Consider the following 19,808-nt stretch of genomic DNA (forward strand, 5'->3'; position numbering starts at 1 on the left):
CCGCTGCATGTCCCCCCGGCTCCCGCCCCCGCCCTGCGCAGCGTCCTCGCGGCACTCGGTTCCCCCACCGCCGTGTCCGAGGCCCGCACACCCTCCCTGCGCGGCGCGCAGGGCTCGCTCAGCCCCGATCTCGCCCTGCCCGTGCACGTACTCGGGACCATCACCCCGCGATCCGGCGTGGCCCGCACGGAGCTCACGGGCTGGCGGTTCCTGATCCGGTCCGGCGACCGTTCGGTGGCCGCGGCGGAAACCAGGCTCACCCCCGACGGCTGGACCTTCTCGCACTTCTTCGAAGGCCCGTACGTCACCGCGACCGAACAGGCCGTACGGCAGGCCGACACCCTGAGCACGCGCTACCAGCCGCGGCTGCTGTCGGTCCCGGAGCTGTACATGCTGACCCTCTGGCTGCACGGTGACCCCACCGCCGAGCCCGAGCGGGGCATCCCGGCGCCGGCCGACCTGCTGGTGCCCCTGGCACCAGCGCCGCCCGGGATCGCCGCGAACCGGCCGCACCGCGCCGCCGAGCTCATGCCGGTGCTCAGTCTCCGCCTGACGCCGGCCCCGCCGCCCCTCCTCGAGAGCACCGCCTGAGCACCCGTCCGGCGGGTGACCCGCGCCTGTGCCCCGCGGCCTCCGCCCGCGGGGCACAGGCGTGTCCGCACCCTCCGGACGGGTGGCGTCAGGTGCTGACTAGCCCACTGGGACCATCCGCGAACCACCCGAACGGACAGTGTGGCCGCGCTGAACCGTCCTCCTGGGTGATGCGTCACTACTCGGTAAGAGCAGCTATCGCGAAATCCCTGCGGATCCACGTCCGTGGGGCAACACTGGGAGCGAACCACCGACTGATACGGGGGGCGGCCATGAACTCCTCATCGAGCCGCAGGACACTCACATCGCAACGGAAGAAACCATCCATGTGCCAACACCAGCCAGCGTGCCCTTCAGCAGACTCCGCCGACCGCGAGGCGGCCCGCCTCGTCGCGCACCACCCGGAGCAGGGCTGGAGCCTGCTGTGCAATGGTGTCCTCCTCTTCGAGGACACCGGTGAGCTGCTGCCGGACGGGCAGGTCATCGGCCCGCGCCGGCCGCTGGGCACGGGGGCGGTCGCGACCGCCGCCTAGGCGCCACGCACAGACACGCTCCACTCACACACGGGGGCCGGCCCGGAGACGACCAACTCCGAACCGGCCCCGACGCATGTCACGCGCCGCTGTGCGTCAGCCCTCGTACTCGTCGAGCGGCGGGCAGGAGCAGACCAGGTTGCGGTCGCCGTACGCGCCGTCGATACGGCGCACCGGCGGCCAGTACTTGTCCGCGGCTGAGACCCCGGCCGGGAACACGGCCTCCTCGCGGGTGTAGGCGTGGTCCCACTCCCCGCCGAGCGCGGCAGCCGTGTGCGGGGCGCCGCGCAGCGGGTTGTCCCCGGCGGGCCACTCGCCCGAGCCGACCTTCTCGATCTCGGCACGGATCGCGATCATCGCCTCACAGAAACGGTCCAGCTCGGCGAGGTCCTCGCTCTCGGTGGGCTCGATCATCAGGGTGCCGGCCACCGGGAACGACATGGTCGGCGCGTGGAAGCCGTAGTCGATGAGGCGCTTGGCGATGTCGTCGACGCTGATGCCGGTCGCCTTGGACAGCGGCCGCAGATCGACGATGCACTCGTGCGCCACGAGCCCGTTGGGGCCGGTGTAGAGCACCGGGTAGTGCGGTTCCAGCCGCTTGGCGACGTAGTTGGCGCTCAGCACCGCGACCTGGGTGGCCCGCTTGAGGCCCTCGCCGCCCATCAGGCGCACGTACGCCCAGGAGATGGGCAGGATGCCGGCCGATCCCCACGGGGCCGCCGAGACGGGGCCCACGCCGGTCTCCGGCCCGGCGGAGGACTGCAGCGGGTGGTTGGGGAGGTACGGCGCGAGGTGGGCGCGCACACCCACCGGGCCGACGCCGGGGCCACCGCCGCCGTGCGGGATGCAGAAGGTCTTGTGCAGGTTCAGGTGCGACACGTCGCCGCCGAACCGGCCGGGCTTCGCCAGCCCCACCAGCGCGTTGAGGTTGGCGCCGTCGACGTACACCTGGCCGCCCGCGTCGTGCACGGCCGCGCAGATGTCGGCGACGTGCTCCTCGAACACGCCGTGCGTTGACGGATAGGTGATCATGAGGACGGCCAGCTCGTCGCGGTACTGCTCGATCTTCGCGCGCAGGTCCTCGACGTCCACCTCGCCGTCGTCGGCGGTCTTCACGACCACGACGCGCATGCCGGCCATCGCGGCGCTGGCCGCGTTGGTGCCGTGCGCGGAGGACGGGATCAGGCAGACGGTGCGCCCGGTGTCACCGTTGGCCCTGTGGTACGCCCGCACGGCGAGCAGACCGGCGAGTTCGCCCTGCGAGCCGGCGTTGGGCTGGAGGGACACCTTGTCGTAACCGGTGACCTCGGCCAGCTGCTCCTCGAGCTCCTTGATGAGGGTGAGGTAGCCCTCGGCCTGCCCGACCGGCGCGAAGGGGTGCAGCGCACCGAACTCGGGCCAGGTGACCGGCTCCATCTCGGTGGTGGCGTTGAGCTTCATCGTGCAGGAACCGAGCGGGATCATGCCGCGGTCCAGCGCGTAGTCGCGGTCGGCCAGCCGGCGCAGGTAGCGCAGCATCGCGGTCTCGGAGCGGTGCTGGTGGAAGACCGGGTGGGTGAGGAACTCGTCGTCGCGCAGCAGCGCGGTGGGCAGCGCGTCACCCGTCCGGGCGTCCAGGGCGTCGATGTCGCCGTCGGCGCCGAAGGCGGCCCAGACTGCGGCGAGCTGGGCGCGGCCCGTGGTCTCGTCGGTCGCCAGGGAGACGGTGTCGGCGTCGACGAGGCGGATGTTGACGCCGCCCTCGCGGGCCGCGGCGACCACCTCGGCGGCCCGGCCCGGCACCCGCACGGTCAGGGTGTCGAAGAAGGAGCCGTGGACGACATCGGTGCCGGCCGCGCGCAGGCCCTCGGCGAGGACCGCCGCGTACCGGTGGGTCCGCCGGGCGATGTCCTTCAGCCCGTCCGGGCCGTGGTAGACGGCGTACATGCCGGCCATCACCGCGAGCAGCACCTGAGCGGTGCAGATGTTGCTCGTGGCCTTCTCGCGGCGGATGTGCTGCTCGCGGGTCTGCAGGGCCAGGCGGTACGCCGTGTTTCCGTCGGCGTCGACCGAGACGCCGACGAGGCGGCCGGGCAGGCTGCGGGCGAACTTCTCGCGGACGGCCATGTAGCCGGCGTGGGGGCCGCCGAAGCCCATGGGGACGCCGAAGCGCTGCGTGGTGCCGACGGCGATGTCCGCGCCCAGCGCGCCGGGTGAGGCGAGCAGGGTGAGGGCCAGCAGGTCGGCGGCGACGGTGACGACGGCCCCGAGGCCGTGGGCCTGCTCGATGACCGGCCTGAGGTCCCGGACCTCGCCGGAGGCCCCGGGGTACTGGAGCAGGACACCGAAGACGCCGCGCTCGGCGGTCTCGGCGGGGATGCCGCCGGACAGGTCCGCGACGACGACCTCGACGCCGGTCGGTTCGGCGCGGGTCCGGATCACGGCGACGGTCTGCGGAAGGGTGTCGGCGTCGACCAGGAAGACGCCGCCCTTGACCTTGCCGACGCGCCGGGACAGGGCGAGCGCCTCGGCGGCGGCCGTGCCCTCGTCGAGGAGCGAGGCGCCGGAGGTGGGCAGTCCCGTCAGGTCGGCGACCATGGTCTGGAAGTTCAGCAGCGCCTCGAGGCGCCCCTGGGAGATCTCCGGCTGGTACGGGGTGTACGCCGTGTACCAGGCGGGGTTCTCCATGACGTTGCGCAGGATGACCGGCGGGGTGAAGGTGCCGTAGTAGCCGAGGCCGATCATGGGGGCGAGGACCTGGTTGCGGTCCGCGAGGGAGCGCAGCTCGGCGAGCACCTCGGCCTCGGTCCGGGCCTCGGGCAGCCCCAGTGCCTCGGTGTTCTTGATGACGTCGGGGACGGCGGCGGCGGTGAGCTCGTCGAGGGAGCCGTAACCGACCTGGGCGAGCATCTTGGCCTGGGCCTCGTTGTCGGGCCCGATGTGCCGCTGCTCGAAGGGGATGCCGCGTTCCAGCCGGCTGAGGGGGATGCGGTGGGCGGTCATTGCGGAGGCCTCCTGGTCTGACACGACCTGCGAGGGGCACCATGGCGCGGGTGCCCGGACGGCCTCCCCCTCTGTCATCTCGACCTGAGAGCTTCACCGGGACGCCATGGCGCACCGGCTTTCACCGTCGGTGAGGAGGGGAGCCGGAACGTCACCGTCCGTCACCCGCCCTGCTTTCCAGAGTGACCTCGTCCGTGCGGTACGTGGGCCTGAGAGATTCCGGGGAGGATTTGCTCCTTCGGCGCCTCCGGCGTCTTCGCCGGAGAGCTCTCCCGCACGGGGTCAGCAGCCGTTAGCCAGGGTACCAGCGAGGCTTCCGGACAGTCCTTCGAGTGGCCGCCGGGACGGATGTGCATTTTCGTAGTGCTGACGAAGCAGTTGCGAGGATTTGGAGGGACCGTGCAGACCGACATCGATCCGCGCAGCCTGATCGGCCGGAAGGCCTATGACCGCAATGGCACCAGAATCGGCACCGTGGACGAGGTCTACCTCGACGACGCCACCGGTACGCCCGAGTGGGCCGCGGTCCGCACCGGCCTGTTCAGCCGGGACGCTTTCGTACCTCTCGAACCCAGCGAATTCGTCGACGACACCCTTCAGGTGCCCTACGACCGGGCCCTCATCAAGGACGCCCCGGACTTCGGGGTGGGCAGGCATCTCTCCCCCGAGCAGGAACTGCAGCTGTACCACCACTACGGCCTGAGCGTGGCACCTCGCACCGAGCCCCCGGCCCGTCCGTCAACCGGCGCGGACCGCGACTTCGGCCGGATCGCCGAGGAACCGGCGCGTCCGCGGCCGGGGACGCCCCCGGGCGAGGACGCTGACGGCGAGCCGGGCAGCCCTCCCTGACGCACATCCGCGAGCCCGGGCCGGGGAGGCCGAACCGATGCCTCGGACCCCGGGCGGGCTACCGCGGCCGGTCGAAGAATCCCGGGCCGGACGCCTCCCTCATGAGGACCTGCCTTCCAGTGGATCCGCGAGGTTCCCGCACGGCCACCGGCCCGGGACGGCCGCGCCATCGCACCGCGCCATCGCACCGCGCCATCGCACCGCACCGCGGACGCCTCCGCCCCGGATCAGTCCGTGGCAGCCCCGGGAACGGGCTGAGGCCCCGGTGAGCCGTCGCGTGCCGCCGGGGCGGTCACCGCCCCGGGGACCAGCGGCAGCGGATCCGCGGGCTCCAGGTCCGGGTCGTCGACCGCGAAGGTCCGCACACGCCCCGGGGGCGATCCCGGCTCCTCGAAACGCACGGTGACCCGCCCGATGCCGCTGCCCTGCACCCAGCCGGGCCCGAACACCGCGTGCCGCACATCGTGCCCGGCCTGCCAGCGCCGCTCGCCCGGGGGCGGCCCCGCCCTCTCCGCGGGCGTGTCCGCCTCCGGCCGGTCCGGGGGCCGGGCCGGGGGCCTGCGGGACGCGGGGACCCCGGCCGGACGGGACCCGCTGGGACCCCGTGCCGGGGCATCCGGCAGCGACGTGCTGGAGCGGAACGACGGCGGGTCGGCACCGGGGTACTTCCGCGGCACGCGCGCACCGGAGCACACGGCCCCGCCCGGCCACCCCTCCGCGCCTTCCGTCCCGCGCGCCCGGCGGCCGGCCGAGGCCGGCCCCGACGGCTCGCGGCTCCCGTACGGTGGCGCCCAGGGCGCCACCGCCGGCTCCCCGTGGCCACCGCCCGGCGGGGCCACCGCATGGCCGCACGCCCCGGTGGGGGAGGACTGGACGCGCATATCCGGGGGTGCGCCCGCCCGGTGGATCACGCCGCCGCACCCGGCCGAGGACGGCGCCGGAGGCGGCCCGGGGCGGCAGCGCATGCGACTGGCCGCCATCGTGGCCTGCCTCGTGCTCGGTGTCGGGCTGCTCGGCGGCGCCGCCGCGGGCGCGCTGCTCGCCGAGGACTCCGCGGCCGGCGGGCAACGCACCGTGAGCTCGTTCGCCGCGGCCCGCGGCCTCTGGCACAGCGTGCCCGTCGACACCCTCTTCCCGCCCGTCGTCAAGGGCGGGGGAGCCGGTCCCGGCGGAGCCGACCGCCGGTGGACGCGGGTCGCGGTCGCCCCCGCCTCCGCCTGCGACGACGCCTTCGACCCGCTGCTCCGAAAGGCACTGCAGCCCGTCGGCTGCGTCCGCGTCCTGCGCGCCTCGTACGTCGACGAGACCCGCAGCAGTGTCACCACCGTCGGCATGCTCTTCACCGAGACCGACGCCCGGGGCATGCGGGCGCTGCGCACCCGCTTCGAATCCGAAGGCCTCGGCCTCCGCCCCGACCTGATGCCCCGGACGTACGCCGCCGAGGGCACCCCTGCCGAGAACTTCGGCGACGACCAGCGCGCCAGCTGGACCGTCAGCGTGCTCACCGACACGCCCGCCGTCGTCTTCGCCGTCTCCGGCTTCGCCGACGGCCGGAAGACCGAGGCCCCGGAGCCCGCCGAGGAGGCCAGGCAGCAGGGCGCCACCAGCGCCCCGGCCCAGGCCGGGCTCGGCCACGAGGCGAAGGGCCTCGCCGACCGGATCGAGCGCGGACTGCGCAGAGTCGCCACTGGTGCCGCCGCCGGTGCGGTACCCACCGACGCCCCTACCGACGGCCCCGCCGGCGCCCCCACCGAAGAAGCACCCCCGGAGTCGCCCTGATGCGCGCACGCCGCAGCCTGACCGCCCTGCTCGCCTCGGCCGCCCTCGTCGTCCTGCCCGGCACCGCCGCGCACGCCGACGACGGCATCCGCGCCCAGCAGTGGGGCCTCGACGCCCTGCACACGGAGCAGGCGTGGCGTACCACCAAGGGCGAGGGCATCACCGTCGCCGTGCTCGACACCGGCGTCGACGGCAGCCACCCCGACCTCGCGGGCCAGGTCCTCGACGGCAAGGACCTCATCGGCTTCGGGGCCAAGAGGGGCGACCGGGCCTGGGCGCGGCACGGCACCGCGATGGCCGGCATCGTCGCCGGCCACGGGCACGGCCCCGGCAACACCGACGGCGTCCTCGGCATCGCCCCCGAGGCGAAGATCCTCCCCGTCCGCGTCATCCTCGAAGACGGCGACCCGGCCCGCAAGAAGGCCCGCGGCTCGCGCGGCGGTGCCCTCGCCGACGGCATCCGCTGGGCCGCCGACCACGGCGCGGACGTCATCAACCTGTCGCTGGGCGACGACAGCGAGTCCGCCCATCCCGAGCCCGCCGAGGACGCGGCGGTGGCCTACGCGCTGCGCAGGGGCGTCGTCGTCGTGGCCTCCGCGGGCAACGGCGGCGAGACCGGCGACCGCGCCTCCTACCCGGCCGCCTATCCGGGCGTCATCGCCGTGACGGCGGTCGACCGCTACGGTTCCCGCGCCTCGTTCTCCACCCGCCGCTGGTACGCGACCGTCAGCGCGCCCGGCGTCGACGTCGTCATCGCCGACCCGGACCGGGAGTACTACGAGGGCTGGGGCACGAGCGCCGCGGCGGCCTTCGTCTCCGGCGCCGTCGCCCTGGTCAGGGCCGCACACCCCGAGCTGAGCCCGGCTCAGGTCAAGAAGCTGCTCACGGACACCGCGGGCGACGTCCCGGACGGCGGGCGCGACGACTCCCGGGGCTTCGGCATGGTGGACCCGGCCGCCGCGATCAAGGAGGGCGCGGCGCTGCGCCCGGAGCCCGGGACCCCCGCCACGGCCGCCCGTCACGGCCGCTACTTCGGTCCCGGTCCCGCACCGGCCGCCGGCGACGGAGGACTCGCCGGCTGGGTCGCGCCCACCGCGGGCACTCTCGGCGCGCTCCTCCTCGCCGCCGCCGCCGTCCTGTGGCGCTCCCGCGCCCGCTCCACGACGGGCGCCGGCTGAGGGCCCACCGGTCCCCGCCGTGCCGGGCCGGCCAGTCGTTCAGGGCGGGCGGGGCAGGGGGCGACGAGGCCCTCCTGCCCGTCCGCCACCGTCACCCGCTCACGACCCCGGCCGCGGCCTTCGCCGCCGCCTCGACCAGTGCGATCCCCTCCTCCTTCGTCGTGTGGCCCTCCGAGAGCACGGCCAGCAGGCAGCGGTGGCCGCCGACCGTCACGAACCCGATGCTGTTGATGTCCCACAGCCCGGTGGCGGTCCTGGGCAGCCAGCCGTTCTTCAGCCGGGCGCCCGACCCCGCCGCCGAGACTCCCCAGTCCTGTCCGGCTGCCACTCCGCCCATCAGCTCCCCGACGTATGCCCGTGACTCCTCGCTCAGTACGGAGCCCGACGAACCGCCGGAGCCACCGTCACCGCCGTCGGCGAAGACCGCCGACAGCAGCGTCAGCTGGTCCGCGGCGGTGGTGCGGGTGAGGCCCCAGTTGTCGTTCCGTCCCGCCGTCGTGCCGCTCAGGCCGAGCCGCTCGTTCGCCGCGTCGAGTCCGTCCGCGCCGCCGATGACCTGCCAGAGCGTCGTCGTCGAGGCGTTGTCGCTGTTCCGGATCATCGCGGAGGCGCAGGCCCGCTCCTGTGCGGTGAGTTCCCTGCCCTCCTCCTGGGCGCGCAGCAGCAGGGCCGCCAGGACGTCGACCTTCACGATGCTCGCCGTGTCGTACGTCCGCTCCCCGTCCGTGCCGTACGACGCGCCGGCGCCGGTCTCCAGATCCAGCAGCCCCACCGCGAGCGAGGCGTCCGTCCCGGCCGCCACGGAGTCGAGGGAGCGCGCCAGCGCCCCGTCCAGGTCCACTTCCGCCGTCTCCCGCTCCTCTTCGTCCCCGTCCCCGTCCGCGGCCTCCGCGTCCGCGCCCCCGGCCTCGCTCCGCCCGGCCGGGGCGGTGCCGGCCGCGGCACTCTCGGCGGAGGGCGCCGACGACGATACGGCGCCGGGCGGAGCCGCGGATCGGTCCCGCGCCGTCACGTACGCGGTGCCCGCCAGGGAGCCGGTGACGAGCAGCGCGGCGGCGACCGAGAGGTGCACGGCGGTGCGGCGAGGCCGTCGGCGACGTCCGCGGGGTCCCGGAGAAGACATGGCGCGGACGCTAGGAACGCAAGCTGGGGCAGGACTGTGCCCGGGCTGAAAGCCCGGTGAGAATCGGTTCCGGGGGCGGGGCTAGGCTCGGGGCGTGGAGCTCAAGAACATCCCGGATCCCGGTTTCTCCGACGACGACGGCTCCGCCGACCCCGTTCTCGCCGAGGCGCTCGCCGCCTGGGCGCAGGACAGGTCCGCGGAACCACGGGTGCTGGCCGCGCTGCCGGACGCCCGCCTCCTGGTGCCGGTGGTGGCGGTGCTCGGCGAGGTCGAGGAGTCTCCCGACGGACTGCGCCGGGAGAAGACCAGCGAGATGGCCGTGCCGACACTCAAGGCGGGGAACAGGACGGCGCTGCCCGCCTTCACCTCGACCGCCTCCCTGGCGCTGTGGGACCCGGCGGCCCGACCCGTCGCCGTCCCCTTCGGCCAGGCCCTGCGGGCGGTCGCCCACGAACGTGCCGACACGCTCGTCCTGGACATGGCGGGGCCCGTCGCGTACGAGCTGACCGGCCCCGCCCTGCTCGCCGCCGCCGAGGGCCGCACCAGCACCGATCCGCTGGACGACCCGGCGGTGGTCGAGGCGGTGCGCGCGACGCTCGCCACCGAGCCTTCGGTCGTACGGGCCCACCTGCTGCCCGGCAAGGACTCCGACGGGACCCTCGCCGTCGTACTCGGCCGGGACGCGCCCGTGGCGGACGCGGTGCGGCGCCTGGCGCGGGCCCTCGCCACCGACGAGGTGCTCAGGGCGCGCCTGGTGCGCGGCCTGGACCTCGCGCTGTTGCCCGCGGACGCGGAAGCGCCCGGCGAACCGTTGTTCAGCCGGGCGCTGTGAGGCGGATCCGCCTCAGACCGGCGGAAGCGGGCGGATGTGCGGCCGGGGGGCCCGGCGGGGAGCGGCGTCAGTGGAAGACGGGGCCGGTGTACTTCTCGCCCGGCCCCTGACCGGGCTCGTCCGGGACCAGCGAGGCCTCGCGGAAGGCGAGCTGCAGCGACTTCAGGCCGTCGCGCAGCGGCGCCGCGTGGAAGGAACTGATCTCGGTGACGCTCGCGTCCAGCAGGCCGGCCAGGGCGTGGATCAGCTTGCGGGCCTCGTCCAGGTCCTTGTGCTGCTCGCCTTCCTCGGTCAGTCCGCACTTCACGGCGGCGGCGCTCATCAGGTTCACGGCGACCGTCACGATCACCTCGACCGCGGGAACCTCCGCGATGTCGCGGGCCATGGCGTCGAAGCCGCGGGACTCGTCCGACTCGCCGGAAGCACTGTTGGGGGTCGCGTCACTCATGCCCCACACGATAGGCCCCGCCGCGGCTCCCTCCGCCCGCGGCCGTACGGCCGCGGGCGCCGCCGTACGGCCGCGGGCGGAGTGCCGGGAGGACCCGGTGCGCGCCGGTTCGCCCCACCCCCTGGCAGCTGCTAACCTTGGATGACGACCGGCCGGACATTCAGATGACCGGCCCACAAGTGGAGGCTCCGAACTCCCACCCGACCGCCTCCTGGGCGGCGGGTCATCGGTCAGGCGGCGCCCATCGTTCCGTACGGACGATGGACTCGCCCGATGTCGCCCCGCGCGAGCCGCGGCGGTGCTCCGGTGTGCAGGAGCCCGCTTGTGTCCCGTCCGGGGCATTTTTCGTGCGCCGGCGCGGTTGGTCACAAGTGTAAGTACGCGGCAGTCCGCCAGGCCGCCGCGTGGTGCTATCCGAGGAGGATCCATCAGCGCCGAGCCCCGCATCAACGACCGGATTCGCGTTCCCGAGGTGCGACTTGTCGGTCCCAGTGGCGAGCAGGTGGGCATCGTGCCGCTTGCCAAGGCCCTGGAGCTTGCGCAGGAGTACGACCTCGACCTGGTCGAGGTCGCGGCGAACGCCCGTCCGCCCGTGTGCAAGCTCATGGACTACGGGAAGTTCAAGTACGAGTCGGCCATGAAGGCCCGTGAGGCGCGCAAGAACCAGGCGCACACGGTCATCAAGGAGATGAAGCTCCGGCCGAAGATCGACCCGCACGACTATGACACCAAGAAGGGTCACGTCGTTCGGTTCCTCAAGCAGGGCGACAAGGTCAAGATCACGATCATGTTCCGTGGTCGCGAGCAGTCCAGGCCGGAACTCGGCTACCGGCTGCTGCAGCGTCTCGCGGAGGACGTCCAGGACCTCGGATTCGTCGAGTCGAACCCGAAGCAGGACGGCCGGAACATGATCATGGTTCTCGGTCCGCACAAGAAGAAGACCGAGGCGATGGCCGAGGCCCGTGAGGCGCAGGCCGCCCGCAAGGCGGAGCGCCAGGGACGGGACCGGGCGGAGGGCACGGAGCCGGAGTCCTCCGGCGACCAGACCGCCGCCGCGTCCGCCGAGGAACACGCCGAGGCCTGAACAGCCTGATCACCGGGCATCCCGCCCGGCGTCAGCACACCGATACAACTGACGCTTCCGCATGCCGGTGCACCGATTCGGTACACCGGCGCGGGGGAGCGCCACCGACGAGGAGAGAACGGCGCTATGCCGAAGAACAAGACGCACAGCGGTTCCAAGAAGCGCTTCAAGATCACCGGCTCCGGCAAGGTGCTCCGTGAGCGCTCCGGCAAGCGCCACCTGCTCGAGCACAAGTCGTCCCGTGTGACGCGGCGCCTCACCGGCAACGCCGAGATGGCCCCGGGCGACGCCCAGAAGATCAAGAAGCTTCTCGGCAAGTGACCTTTCGCCCCGCACGCCGGGGCGCACGGCAGATACCGGGACCCATTCGTTTCCGGGCCGCGTGAGGAAACCGCGGCCCCGTACAAGGAGTCAACCAAGTGGCACGCGTCAAGCGGGCAGTCAACGCCCACAAGAAGCGCCGGGCGATCCTCGAGCAGGCCAGCGGCTACCGCGGCCAGCGCTCCCGCCTGTACCGCAAGGCGAAGGAGCAGGTCACCCACTCCCTCGTCTACAACTACAACGACCGCAAGAAGCGCAAGGGCGACTTCCGTCAGCTGTGGATCCAGCGCATCAACGCCGCTGCCCGCGCCAACGGCATCACCTACAACCGCTTCATCCAGGGCCTGAAGGCGGCCAACGTCGAGGTGGACCGCAAGATCCTGGCCGAGCTCGCGGTCAACGACGCGAACGCCTTCGCCGCGCTCGTCGAGGTTGCCCAGAAGGCCCTTCCGAGCGACGTCAACGCGCCGAAGACGGCCGCCTGATCCCAGGCCGACCGCGCACGATCGCTTCGGACCCGCAGGCCCCCGGCCTGCGGGTCCGAGTGCGTCCTGCGCCCGCCGTTCCCAGTCGGCCGCCCCGGGAAGCAGCCTTCCACCGCGTGCCGTCTTCGACCACGCGCCGTCTTCGACCACGCGCGGCCGGTCCCCGCGCCGCCCCGCGGCAGGGAGCCGGAGCCGCCGATCCCAGACCCGACCCGGAAATGAGTGCACCGCATGGCCGCCGCCCCTGAGCTGACCTCTCTGCGATCGCCGCGCGTCGTGGCGGCCCGCAAGCTCGCCAGGCGCAGCTTCCGCGGCAAGGAGCGGCGCTTCCTCGCCGAAGGACCGCAGGCCGTGCGGGAGGCGATCGAGCACCTCGTCGAGGTGTACGTGACGCCGGAGGCCGCCGAGCGGCACGCCGGCATCGTGGCCGCGGCTCGGGCCGCCCGGGTGCCCGTGCTGACCGCATCCGAAGAGGTCGTCGCCGAGATGTCCGACACCGTGACCCCCCAGGGGATCATCGGCCTGTGCCGCTTCCTCGACGCACCCTTCGAGGAGATCCTGGAGAGCCGGCCCCGGCTTGTCGCCGTGCTCGCCCACGTCCGTGATCCCGGCAACGCCGGCACGGTGCTGCGCTGCGCCGACGCGGCGGGCGCCGAGGCCGTCGTGCTCACCGACGCCTCCGTGGACCTGTACAACCCCAAGGCGGTCCGTGCCTCGGTCGGCTCCCTGTTCCACCTGCCCGTCGCCGTCGGGGTGCCTGTCGAAAGGGCCCTGGACGGGCTGCGGGCGGCCGGTGCGCGGGTGCTCGCGGCGGACGGCGCGGGAGACCACGACCTGGACGGGGAGCTGGACCTGGGCACCATGGGCGGGCCCACCGCGTGGGTCTTCGGCAACGAGGCGTGGGGACTGCCCGAGGAGACCCGCGCACTGGCCGACGCGGTCGTGCGCGTCCCGATCCACGGCAGGGCGGAGAGCCTCAATCTCGCCACCGCGGCGGCCGTCTGTCTGTACGCCTCCGCCCGTGCGCAGCGGGCTCCCGGAGGGTGCCGCACGGTAACCGGCAGCTAGTAGGGTGGCGGGCTCGGGGGCCCACTGAGCTATTCCGGGAGAGGTGGGGTACGGGGATGAACGTCAGGACCAGCGGTGCGCAGGCCGACGCCCGCCCGTCCACGGACGGGGAGACGGACACGGAGCCGGTCTCGGACCCGCACGCCCGGACAGGACCCGCCGCCACCGGTCCGGGCGACGCCACAGGCCCGGGCAGCGCCGCCGACCGGGGCACCGACCAGGCCCCCGGCACCGGCCCCGGCACCGTCGCGGACCACGGCACCGGTACCGGTCATGACCCAGGCCGCGACGCGGAGTCACTGGCCGCGCACGGCATCCGGCCCGACGACCTGCCCGACGGCCTGGTCGTCGCCGACGAGCACGGCCGCGTCATCTGCTTCAACACCGCCGCCGCCCGCATCACCGCAGTACCGGGGACGGAAGCGCTCGGCAGGCCCTTGGAGCAGGCCCTCCCGCTCGAGGACATGGAGGGCCGGCGGTGGTGGCAGCTCACCGACCCCTACGGCGGACTGGCCACCCGGGTCGGGCAGCCCGAGCGGAACCTGCTCCTCCCGGGCGGCCGCGAGGTCCTCGTCTCCGCCCGGTACGTCCGCGAGCACCCCAGGGGCCCGGTGCGCCGCCTGGTCGTCTCGCTGCGCGGCACCGAGGCCAGGCGCCGCACCGAACGCAGCCACGCCGAACTGATCGCCACCGTCGCCCACGAGCTGCGCTCGCCGCTGACCTCGGTCAAGGGCTTCACGGCCACGCTGCTCGCGAAATGGGAGCGGTTCACCGACGACCAGAAGCGGCTGATGCTGGAGACCGTCGACGCCGACGCCAACCGGGTGACCCGGCTGATCGCCGAGCTGCTGGACATCTCCCGCATCGACTCGGGCAGGCTGGAGGTGCGCAGGCAGCCGGTGGACATCGCGGCGGCCGTGGGACGGCACGTCCAGGCGCACATCGCCGCGGGCCGGGACCCGGACCGGTTCTTCGTCAGGGTGCGGCGGCCGCTGCCCGAGCTGTGGGCCGACCCGGACAAGATCGACCAGGTACTCGGCAATCTTCTGGAAAATGCGGTGCGCCACGGGGCGGGAACCGTCACGATCGAGGTCGCGCCCGCGGACATGAAGGGCCCCCAGACGACCGAGAAGGGAACGGCAGTCACCGTGACCGACGAAGGCTCCGGAATCCCCGAGGAGTCGATGAGTCGCGTCTTCACCCGCTTCTGGCGGGGCAGCAAGCGCGGCGGCACGGGTCTGGGCCTCTACATCGTCAAAGGCATCGTCGAGGCGCACGGCGGAACGATCACCGTCGGCCGCGGTCCCGGCGGCGGCGCGCAGTTCCGATTTACCCTGCCCGTGGGCGCTCCGGCCTTCATGAAGGGCTGAGGCACTCCCCACGGGCTTCTTCGCCCCCTCGCCGTCCGGCGCGGGGATTTCCGGGCTTCGTACCCCGTTAGACTCGACCCTTGGCACCTTTGCGTCCTTGTGCGTCGAGTCGTCGAGTCCTAGTCGTCGAGCGGGGTCGTTGCCGCCAGCCAGAATCGGAAGTACGGGAAGAGATGTCGGCACCCAATAAGTCGTACGACCCAGTTGAGGTCGAGACACTGAAACCGGAAGAGATCGAGCGCATGCGGGACGAGGCGCTCGCCGCCTTCGCCGCCGCCGGCGACCTCGACGCGCTGCACGAGGCGAAGATCGCCCACACCGGCCCCGCCTCGCCGCTCTCCCTGGCCAACCGGGAGATCGGTGCCCTGCCCCCGCACGCCAAGGCCGACGCCGGCAAGCGCGTGGGCCAGGCCCGCGGCGCCGTGAACAAGGCACTGGCCGCGCGCCAGGCCGAGCTGGAGGCGGAGCGCGACACCCGGGTGCTCGTCGAGGAGGCGGTGGACGTCACGCTGCCCTACGACCGCGTACCGGCCGGTGCCCGCCACCCGCTGACCACGCTCATGGACCGGCTCGCGGACATCTTCGTGTCCATGGGCTACGAGGTCGCCGAGGGCCCGGAGGTCGAGGCGGAGTGGTTCAACTTCGACGCCCTGAACTTCACGCCCGACCACCCGGCGCGCCAGATGCAGGACACCTTCTTCGTCCACGGCCCCGCGGCCGCACAGGCGGAGGAGTCCGGAGTCGTGCTGCGCACCCACACCTCGCCGGTGCAGGCGCGCGCCCTGCTCGACCGGGAGCCCCCGGTGTACGTCGTGGTGCCCGGCAGGGTCTACCGCACCGACGAGCTGGACGCCACCCACACGCCGGTGTTCCACCAGATCGAGCTGCTGGCCGTCGACGAGGGCCTGACCATGGCCGACCTCAAGGGCACCCTCGACCACATGGTCCAGGCACTGTTCGGCGAGGACATGACCACGCGGCTGCGGCCGAACTACTTCCCCTTCACCGAGCCGTCCGCCGAGATGGACATGCAGTGCTATGTCTGCCGCGGAGAGTCCGTCGGCAACCCGGACCGGCCCTGCCGCACCTGCGGCAGCGAGGGCTGGATCGAGCTGGGCGGCTGCGGCATGGTCAACCCGCGGGTCCTGACGGCCTGCGGCGTCGACCCGGAGAAGTACAGCGGATTCGCCTTCGGATTCGGCATCGAACGGATGCTGATGTTCCGCCACAACGTCGAGGACATGCGAGACATGGTCGAGGGTGACGTCCGGTTCACCCGGCCGTTCGGGATGGAGATCTGATGCGGGTCCCGCTTTCTTGGCTGCGGGAGTACGTCGACCTGCCGGCCACCGAGACCGGCCGCGACGTGCAGGCCAGGCTCATCAGGGCCGGGCTGGAGGTCGAGACCGTCGAGCAGCTCGGCGCGGGCCTCAAGGGCCCCCTGGTCGTCGGCCAGGTGCTCACCATCGAGGAACTGGAGGGCTTCAGGAAGCCCATCCGCTTCTGCACCGTCGACGTCGGCACCGCCAACGGCACGGGTGAGCCGCAGGAGATCGTCTGCGGCGCCCGCAACTTCGCCGTCGGCGACAAGGTCGTCGTCGTCCTGCCCGGCGCCGTGCTGCCCGGCGACTTCGCGATCGCCGCCCGCAAGACCTACGGCCGGGTCTCGCACGGCATGATCTGCTCCAGCGACGAGCTGGGCATGGGCGACGACGGTTCGGGCGGCATCATCGTGCTGCCGCCCGAGTACGAGGTCGGCACCGACGCCGTCGAGCTGCTCGAACTCGTCGACGAGGTCCTCGACATCGCCGTCACCCCCGACCGCGGCTACTGCCTTTCCCTGCGCGGCGTGGCCCGCGAGACCGCCACCGCCTACGGGCTGCCGCTGCGCGACCCGGCGCTCCTCGACGTCCCCGCGCCGAACGCCTTCGGCCACCCGGTGCGCGTCGCCGACCCTCACGGCTGCGACCGGTTCACCGCCCGCACCGTCGTCGGCGTCGACCCCGAGGCGCACTCCCCGATCTGGATCAAGCGCCGGCTGCAGAAGGCCGGGATGCGCCCGGTCTCGCTCGCCGTCGACATCACCAACTACGTGATGCTCGAGCTGGGCCAGCCCCTGCACGCGTACGACCGCTCCCGGATCCGGGGCGCCATCGGCGTGCGCCGCGCGGAGCCCGGCGAGAAGTTCACCACCCTCGACGGGGTCGAGCGCGTCCTCGACGCCGAGGACCTGGTCATCACCGACGACCGCGGGCCCATCGGTCTCGCGGGCGTCATGGGCGGTGCCAACACCGAGATCGCCGACGCCGTACGGGACCCGGAGACCGGCGAGGTCAGGGGCACCACCGAGATCGTCGTCGAGGCCGCCCACTTCGACCCGGTCACCGTCGCCCGCACCGCGCGCCGCCACAAGCTGTCCTCCGAGGCGTCCAGGCGCTTCGAGCGGGGCGTCGACCCGCAGGCCGCCGCCGCTGCCGCCCAGCGCACCGTCGACCTGCTCGTGCTGCTCGCGGGCGGCACCGCGGAGGCCGGGGTCACCGAGATCTCCACGCCGGACGGGCCGCGCGGCATCGTGATCCGTGCCGACCACCCCGACCGGGTCGCGGGTGTCGCCTACGGCCGCGAGACCGTCGTACGCCGCCTCCAGGAGATCGGCTGCGACGTCATCGGGCAGGACGAGCTGACCGTCACCGTCCCGTCCTGGCGGCCCGACCTCACCGACCCCAACGACCTCGCCGAAGAGGTCATCCGCCTGGAGGGCTACGAGAACCTGCCCTCCACCCTCCCGCAGCCGCCCTCCGGCCGCGGGCTGACGGAGCGGCAGCGGCTGCACCGCAGGGTCGGCCGTGCCCTGGCCGGCGCCGGCTACGTCGAGGCGCTGAACTACCCGTTCATCGGCGAGCAGCACCTCGACCAGCTCGACCTCCCCGCGGACGACCCGGCCCGCCGCATGGTGCGGCTGGTCAACCCGCTGTCGGACGAGGAGCCCGCGCTGCGCACCACGCTGCTCCCGGGCCTGCTCGGCGCGCTGCGCCGCAACGACGGCCGGGGCAGCCACGACCTGGCGCTGTTCGAGACCGGGCTGGTCTTCCACCCCGGTGAGCGGCCGGGCGTCGCGGTCCGGCTGCCCGTCGACCGGCGTCCCACCCACGAGGAGATCGCCGCGCTCGACGCGGCCCTGCCCGTCCAGCCCCGGCACGTCGCCGTCGTCCTCGCGGGCGCCCGTGAGCAGGCCGGCTGGTGGGGCAAGGGCCGCCCGGCCGACTGGGCGGACGCCGTCGAGGCGGCCCGCACCGTCGCCCGCGAGGCCGGCGCCGAGCTCGTCGTCCGCCGGGGCCGGTACGGGCCCTGGCACCCGGGCCGCTGCGCCGAACTCGCCGTCGTCGCCGACGGCGAGGAGCAGCACATCGGGTACGCGGGTGAGCTGCACCCCCGGGTCGTCAAGGCGCTCCACCTGCCGGCCCGTACCTGCGCGATGGAACTCGACCTGGACGCCGTGGAGAAGGCCGGGGCGGGCGCTCTGCAGGCGCCGCGGATCTCCACCTTCCCGGTGGCCACCCAGGACGTCGCTCTGGTCGTCGCGCACGACGTCCCGGCCGCCGAGGTCGAGGCGGCGCTGCGCGAGGGCGCGGGTGAACTCCTCGAATCGCTGCGGCTGTTCGACGTTTTCACGGGCGAGCAGCTCGGGGGGGGCCGCAAGTCCCTCGCCTACGCGCTGCGCTTCAGGGCCGCGGACCGGACGCTGACGGTCGAGGAGGCCTCGGCCGCCCGTGACGCGGCGGTCGCCCTCGCCACCGAGCGCACCGGAGCCGTGCTGCGCGGAGCGTGACACCCGCTCACCAGCGCTGACCGGCACTGATCAGTGAAACAGGGGCGCACCCGGCGTAACGGGTGCGCCCCTCACTCATTCGAGTGAGAAATAAGTGCCAACCGGTCACTTCGGGCTCGGTCTCGTCAGAATCGAGCCGGTCGATCGGCCGTCCGTGCAAGCCGGCCATGGTGAAGCCACCGACCGCCCACCGCAGCCAGGGGGTCCGCCGGCATGATCCGAACCATCGCCCGGGGCGAGTCCGCGCCCGCCGGTGGCCGCCGCGCCCGGCGCCTGCTCGCCCACGCCCTGCCCGGCATCTGGGTCGTCGCCGTGGTGCTGTGGGAGTTCCTCCGTCCCACCGGGACCCAGCTGATCCAGCTCCTCGCCGCGGCACCCGCCATCGCCTGCGCGGGGACGGGCCGCCGCCTGTGCGTGCTCGTGGGAGCCGTCTGCGCGGCCCTGGCCCTGGTGCCGTTCGACGCCGTCCGCCATTCGGAGGACGCCGGTGCCCGCACCGGCACCTTCGGCGCGATCCTCGCCGTCGTCGTCGCCAGCTGGCTCACGGCGGGCCGCGGCAGGCGGCTGCTGCGCGAACTCGAACGCACCCGGTCCGTCGCCGACGCCGCCCAGGCCGTGGTGCTGCGGCCGCTGCCCGCCCGGCTCGACGGGCTGGCACTCGCCGCCGGCCAGCTGTCCGCGAGCCGGGGCGCGGCGGTCGGCGGCGACCTCTACGAGGCCGTCTCCTGCGCGCACGGCGTCCGGGTGGTCATGGGCGACGTACGGGGCCACGGCCTTCCCACGATCGGCACGGTCACCGCCCTGCTCGGCAGCTTCCGCGAGGCCGCGCACGACGAGCCCAACCTCGGAGAGGTGCTGCGCCGTCTCGAGCGGGCCCTGCAGCGGCACCTGCGGGACCGGGCGGACGACACGGCACAGGGCCGCGACGCCCACCTCACCGAGGAGTTCGTCACCCTGCTCCTGATCGAGGTGCGCCCGGACGGGGAGGTCCTGACGCTCAACTGCGGCCACCCGTGGCCGTACCGGCTGAACGGCGGGATCGAGCGCCTCACCGGCGGCGAGCCGCTGCCCCCGCTCGGGCCGTTCCCGCTCCCGGAGCGGCTGAGCGCCGAGCGCTGCGGTCAACTCCTGCCCGGCGAAGTGCTGTTCCTCCACACCGACGGCGCGGAGGACGCCCGTGACCGGCGCGGCCGGTTCTTCCCCCTGGCCGGGGTGCTCACCGAGGCGGTGCTCGGCCGTCCCCTCCCGCCGCCCCCGGTCCTCGTCGACTCCGTGCGCGCCGCCCTGCTCCGCCACACCGCGGGCCGGCCGGCGGACGACGCGGCCCTGCTGGCCC

The 19,808-nt window shown here is 73.6% G+C and carries 16 protein-coding genes, 2 pseudogenes and 1 riboswitch; of the genes and pseudogenes, 14 read left to right on the plus strand and 4 right to left on the minus strand.

The window, feature by feature from the left end; genetic code table 11:
* Both GUY61_RS17135 and GUY61_RS17140 read left to right on the plus strand, forming a co-directional pair.
* Positions 1-591: hypothetical protein (locus tag GUY61_RS17135; RefSeq protein ID WP_243766518.1), on the plus strand; the 591-nt coding region annotated here is incomplete at its 5' end.
* Positions 592-917: 326 nt separating this feature from the next.
* On the plus strand, positions 918-1,124 hold the full coding sequence (locus GUY61_RS17140) for a DUF5999 family protein (RefSeq protein ID WP_279576814.1): 207 nt from the start codon (positions 918-920) through the stop codon (positions 1,122-1,124).
* A gap of 96 nt (positions 1,125-1,220) precedes the next feature.
* Here GUY61_RS17140 and gcvP read toward each other — a convergent pair whose 3' ends face one another.
* Positions 1,221-4,106, minus strand: coding sequence for an aminomethyl-transferring glycine dehydrogenase (gcvP, locus tag GUY61_RS17145; RefSeq protein WP_166631052.1), 2,886 nt, complete (start codon positions 4,104-4,106; stop codon positions 1,221-1,223).
* A 187-nt stretch (positions 4,107-4,293) separates the two neighbouring features.
* Positions 4,294-4,391: riboswitch (glycine riboswitch) on the minus strand.
* A gap of 63 nt (positions 4,392-4,454) precedes the next feature.
* Here gcvP and GUY61_RS17150 point away from each other — a divergent pair.
* On the plus strand, positions 4,455-4,955 hold the full coding sequence (locus GUY61_RS17150) for a PRC-barrel domain-containing protein (RefSeq protein WP_243766519.1): 501 nt from the start codon (positions 4,455-4,457) through the stop codon (positions 4,953-4,955).
* A gap of 227 nt (positions 4,956-5,182) precedes the next feature.
* On the opposite strand, the pseudogene GUY61_RS39195 reads toward GUY61_RS17150, so the two are convergent.
* A pseudogene (locus GUY61_RS39195) lies at positions 5,183-5,506 on the minus strand (DNA polymerase IV); the annotation flags it as partial.
* Positions 5,507-5,918: 412 nt separating this feature from the next.
* Here GUY61_RS39195 and GUY61_RS17160 point away from each other — a divergent pair.
* Together GUY61_RS17160 and mycP are read left to right on the plus strand one after the other, a co-directional pair.
* Complete coding sequence (locus GUY61_RS17160) at positions 5,919-6,734, plus strand: hypothetical protein (protein WP_208106104.1); 816 nt, start codon at positions 5,919-5,921, stop codon at positions 6,732-6,734.
* The gene (gene mycP / locus GUY61_RS17165; protein WP_166631053.1) at positions 6,734-7,912 is read left to right on the plus strand and encodes a type VII secretion-associated serine protease mycosin; all 1,179 of its coding nucleotides are present in this window, start codon (positions 6,734-6,736) and stop codon (positions 7,910-7,912) included. Before GUY61_RS17160 ends, mycP begins: the two co-directional genes overlap by 1 nt.
* 91 nt (positions 7,913-8,003) lie before the next feature.
* Here the strand turns inward: mycP and GUY61_RS17170 are convergent, their stop codons facing one another.
* Positions 8,004-9,035, minus strand: coding sequence for a serine hydrolase (locus GUY61_RS17170; protein WP_166631054.1), 1,032 nt, complete (start codon positions 9,033-9,035; stop codon positions 8,004-8,006).
* 94 nt (positions 9,036-9,129) lie between these two features.
* On the opposite strand from GUY61_RS17170, the gene GUY61_RS17175 reads away from it, so the two are divergent.
* Positions 9,130-9,867, plus strand: a complete 738-nt coding sequence (locus tag GUY61_RS17175; RefSeq protein ID WP_166631055.1) for an SseB family protein — start codon at positions 9,130-9,132, stop codon at positions 9,865-9,867.
* Positions 9,868-9,934: 67 nt separating this feature from the next.
* Here the strand turns inward: GUY61_RS17175 and GUY61_RS17180 are convergent, their stop codons facing one another.
* Positions 9,935-10,315: a DUF1844 domain-containing protein gene (locus GUY61_RS17180; RefSeq protein WP_166631063.1), complete on the minus strand. Its 381-nt coding sequence runs from the start codon at positions 10,313-10,315 to the stop codon at positions 9,935-9,937.
* A 324-nt stretch (positions 10,316-10,639) separates the two neighbouring features.
* Here GUY61_RS17180 and infC point away from each other — a divergent pair.
* The 8 genes and pseudogenes from infC to GUY61_RS17225 form a co-directional block, all read left to right on the plus strand.
* Positions 10,640-11,399, plus strand: a pseudogene (gene infC, locus GUY61_RS17190) (translation initiation factor IF-3).
* A gap of 126 nt (positions 11,400-11,525) precedes the next feature.
* Entirely contained in the window at positions 11,526-11,720 is a 195-nt protein-coding gene (gene rpmI, locus GUY61_RS17195) for a 50S ribosomal protein L35 (protein WP_166631056.1), read from the plus strand.
* A 98-nt stretch (positions 11,721-11,818) separates the two neighbouring features.
* Entirely contained in the window at positions 11,819-12,205 is a 387-nt protein-coding gene (gene rplT, locus GUY61_RS17200) for a 50S ribosomal protein L20 (protein ID WP_166631057.1), read from the plus strand.
* A gap of 231 nt (positions 12,206-12,436) precedes the next feature.
* Positions 12,437-13,273 (plus strand): RNA methyltransferase, encoded by an 837-nt coding sequence (locus GUY61_RS17205; protein WP_166631058.1) that lies wholly within the window; start codon positions 12,437-12,439, stop codon positions 13,271-13,273.
* Positions 13,274-13,329: 56 nt separating this feature from the next.
* Positions 13,330-14,643: an ATP-binding protein gene (locus tag GUY61_RS17210; RefSeq protein WP_243766520.1), complete on the plus strand. Its 1,314-nt coding sequence runs from the start codon at positions 13,330-13,332 to the stop codon at positions 14,641-14,643.
* Positions 14,644-14,816: 173 nt separating this feature from the next.
* Positions 14,817-15,944: a phenylalanine--tRNA ligase subunit alpha gene (gene pheS, locus GUY61_RS17215; RefSeq protein WP_166631059.1), complete on the plus strand. Its 1,128-nt coding sequence runs from the start codon at positions 14,817-14,819 to the stop codon at positions 15,942-15,944.
* Positions 15,944-18,472: a phenylalanine--tRNA ligase subunit beta gene (pheT, locus tag GUY61_RS17220; RefSeq protein WP_166631060.1), complete on the plus strand. Its 2,529-nt coding sequence runs from the start codon at positions 15,944-15,946 to the stop codon at positions 18,470-18,472. The genes pheS and pheT overlap by 1 nt, the downstream gene beginning before the upstream one ends.
* A 213-nt stretch (positions 18,473-18,685) precedes the next feature.
* Positions 18,686-19,808: PP2C family protein-serine/threonine phosphatase (locus tag GUY61_RS17225; protein ID WP_166631061.1), on the plus strand; the 1,123-nt coding region annotated here is incomplete at its 3' end.

It is taken from the genome of Streptomyces sp. GC420, from assembly GCF_009916105.1.
Lineage (GTDB): Bacteria > Actinomycetota > Actinomycetes > Streptomycetales > Streptomycetaceae > Streptomyces.

Bases quoted from the DNA above. Each gene is read 5' to 3' on its own strand.
- rpmI (WP_166631056.1), top strand. From the start codon at position 11,526: ATGCCGAAGAACAAGACGCACAGCGGTTCCAAGAAGCGCTTCAAGATC.
- GUY61_RS17205 (WP_166631058.1), top strand. From the start codon at position 12,437: ATGGCCGCCGCCCCTGAGCTGACCTCTCTGCGATCGCCGCGCGTCGTG.
- GUY61_RS17170 (WP_166631054.1), bottom strand. From the start codon at position 9,035: ATGTCTTCTCCGGGACCCCGCGGACGTCGCCGACGGCCTCGCCGCACC.
- pheT (WP_166631060.1), top strand. From the start codon at position 15,944: ATGCGGGTCCCGCTTTCTTGGCTGCGGGAGTACGTCGACCTGCCGGCC.
- GUY61_RS17180 (WP_166631063.1), bottom strand. From the start codon at position 10,315: ATGAGTGACGCGACCCCCAACAGTGCTTCCGGCGAGTCGGACGAGTCC.
- GUY61_RS17210 (WP_243766520.1), top strand. From the start codon at position 13,330: ATGAACGTCAGGACCAGCGGTGCGCAGGCCGACGCCCGCCCGTCCACG.
- GUY61_RS17140 (WP_279576814.1), top strand. From the start codon at position 918: ATGTGCCAACACCAGCCAGCGTGCCCTTCAGCAGACTCCGCCGACCGC.
- gcvP (WP_166631052.1), bottom strand. From the start codon at position 4,106: ATGACCGCCCACCGCATCCCCCTCAGCCGGCTGGAACGCGGCATCCCC.
- GUY61_RS17150 (WP_243766519.1), top strand. From the start codon at position 4,455: ATGTGCATTTTCGTAGTGCTGACGAAGCAGTTGCGAGGATTTGGAGGG.
- mycP (WP_166631053.1), top strand. From the start codon at position 6,734: ATGCGCGCACGCCGCAGCCTGACCGCCCTGCTCGCCTCGGCCGCCCTC.
- GUY61_RS17160 (WP_208106104.1), top strand. From the start codon at position 5,919: ATGCGACTGGCCGCCATCGTGGCCTGCCTCGTGCTCGGTGTCGGGCTG.
- pheS (WP_166631059.1), top strand. From the start codon at position 14,817: ATGTCGGCACCCAATAAGTCGTACGACCCAGTTGAGGTCGAGACACTG.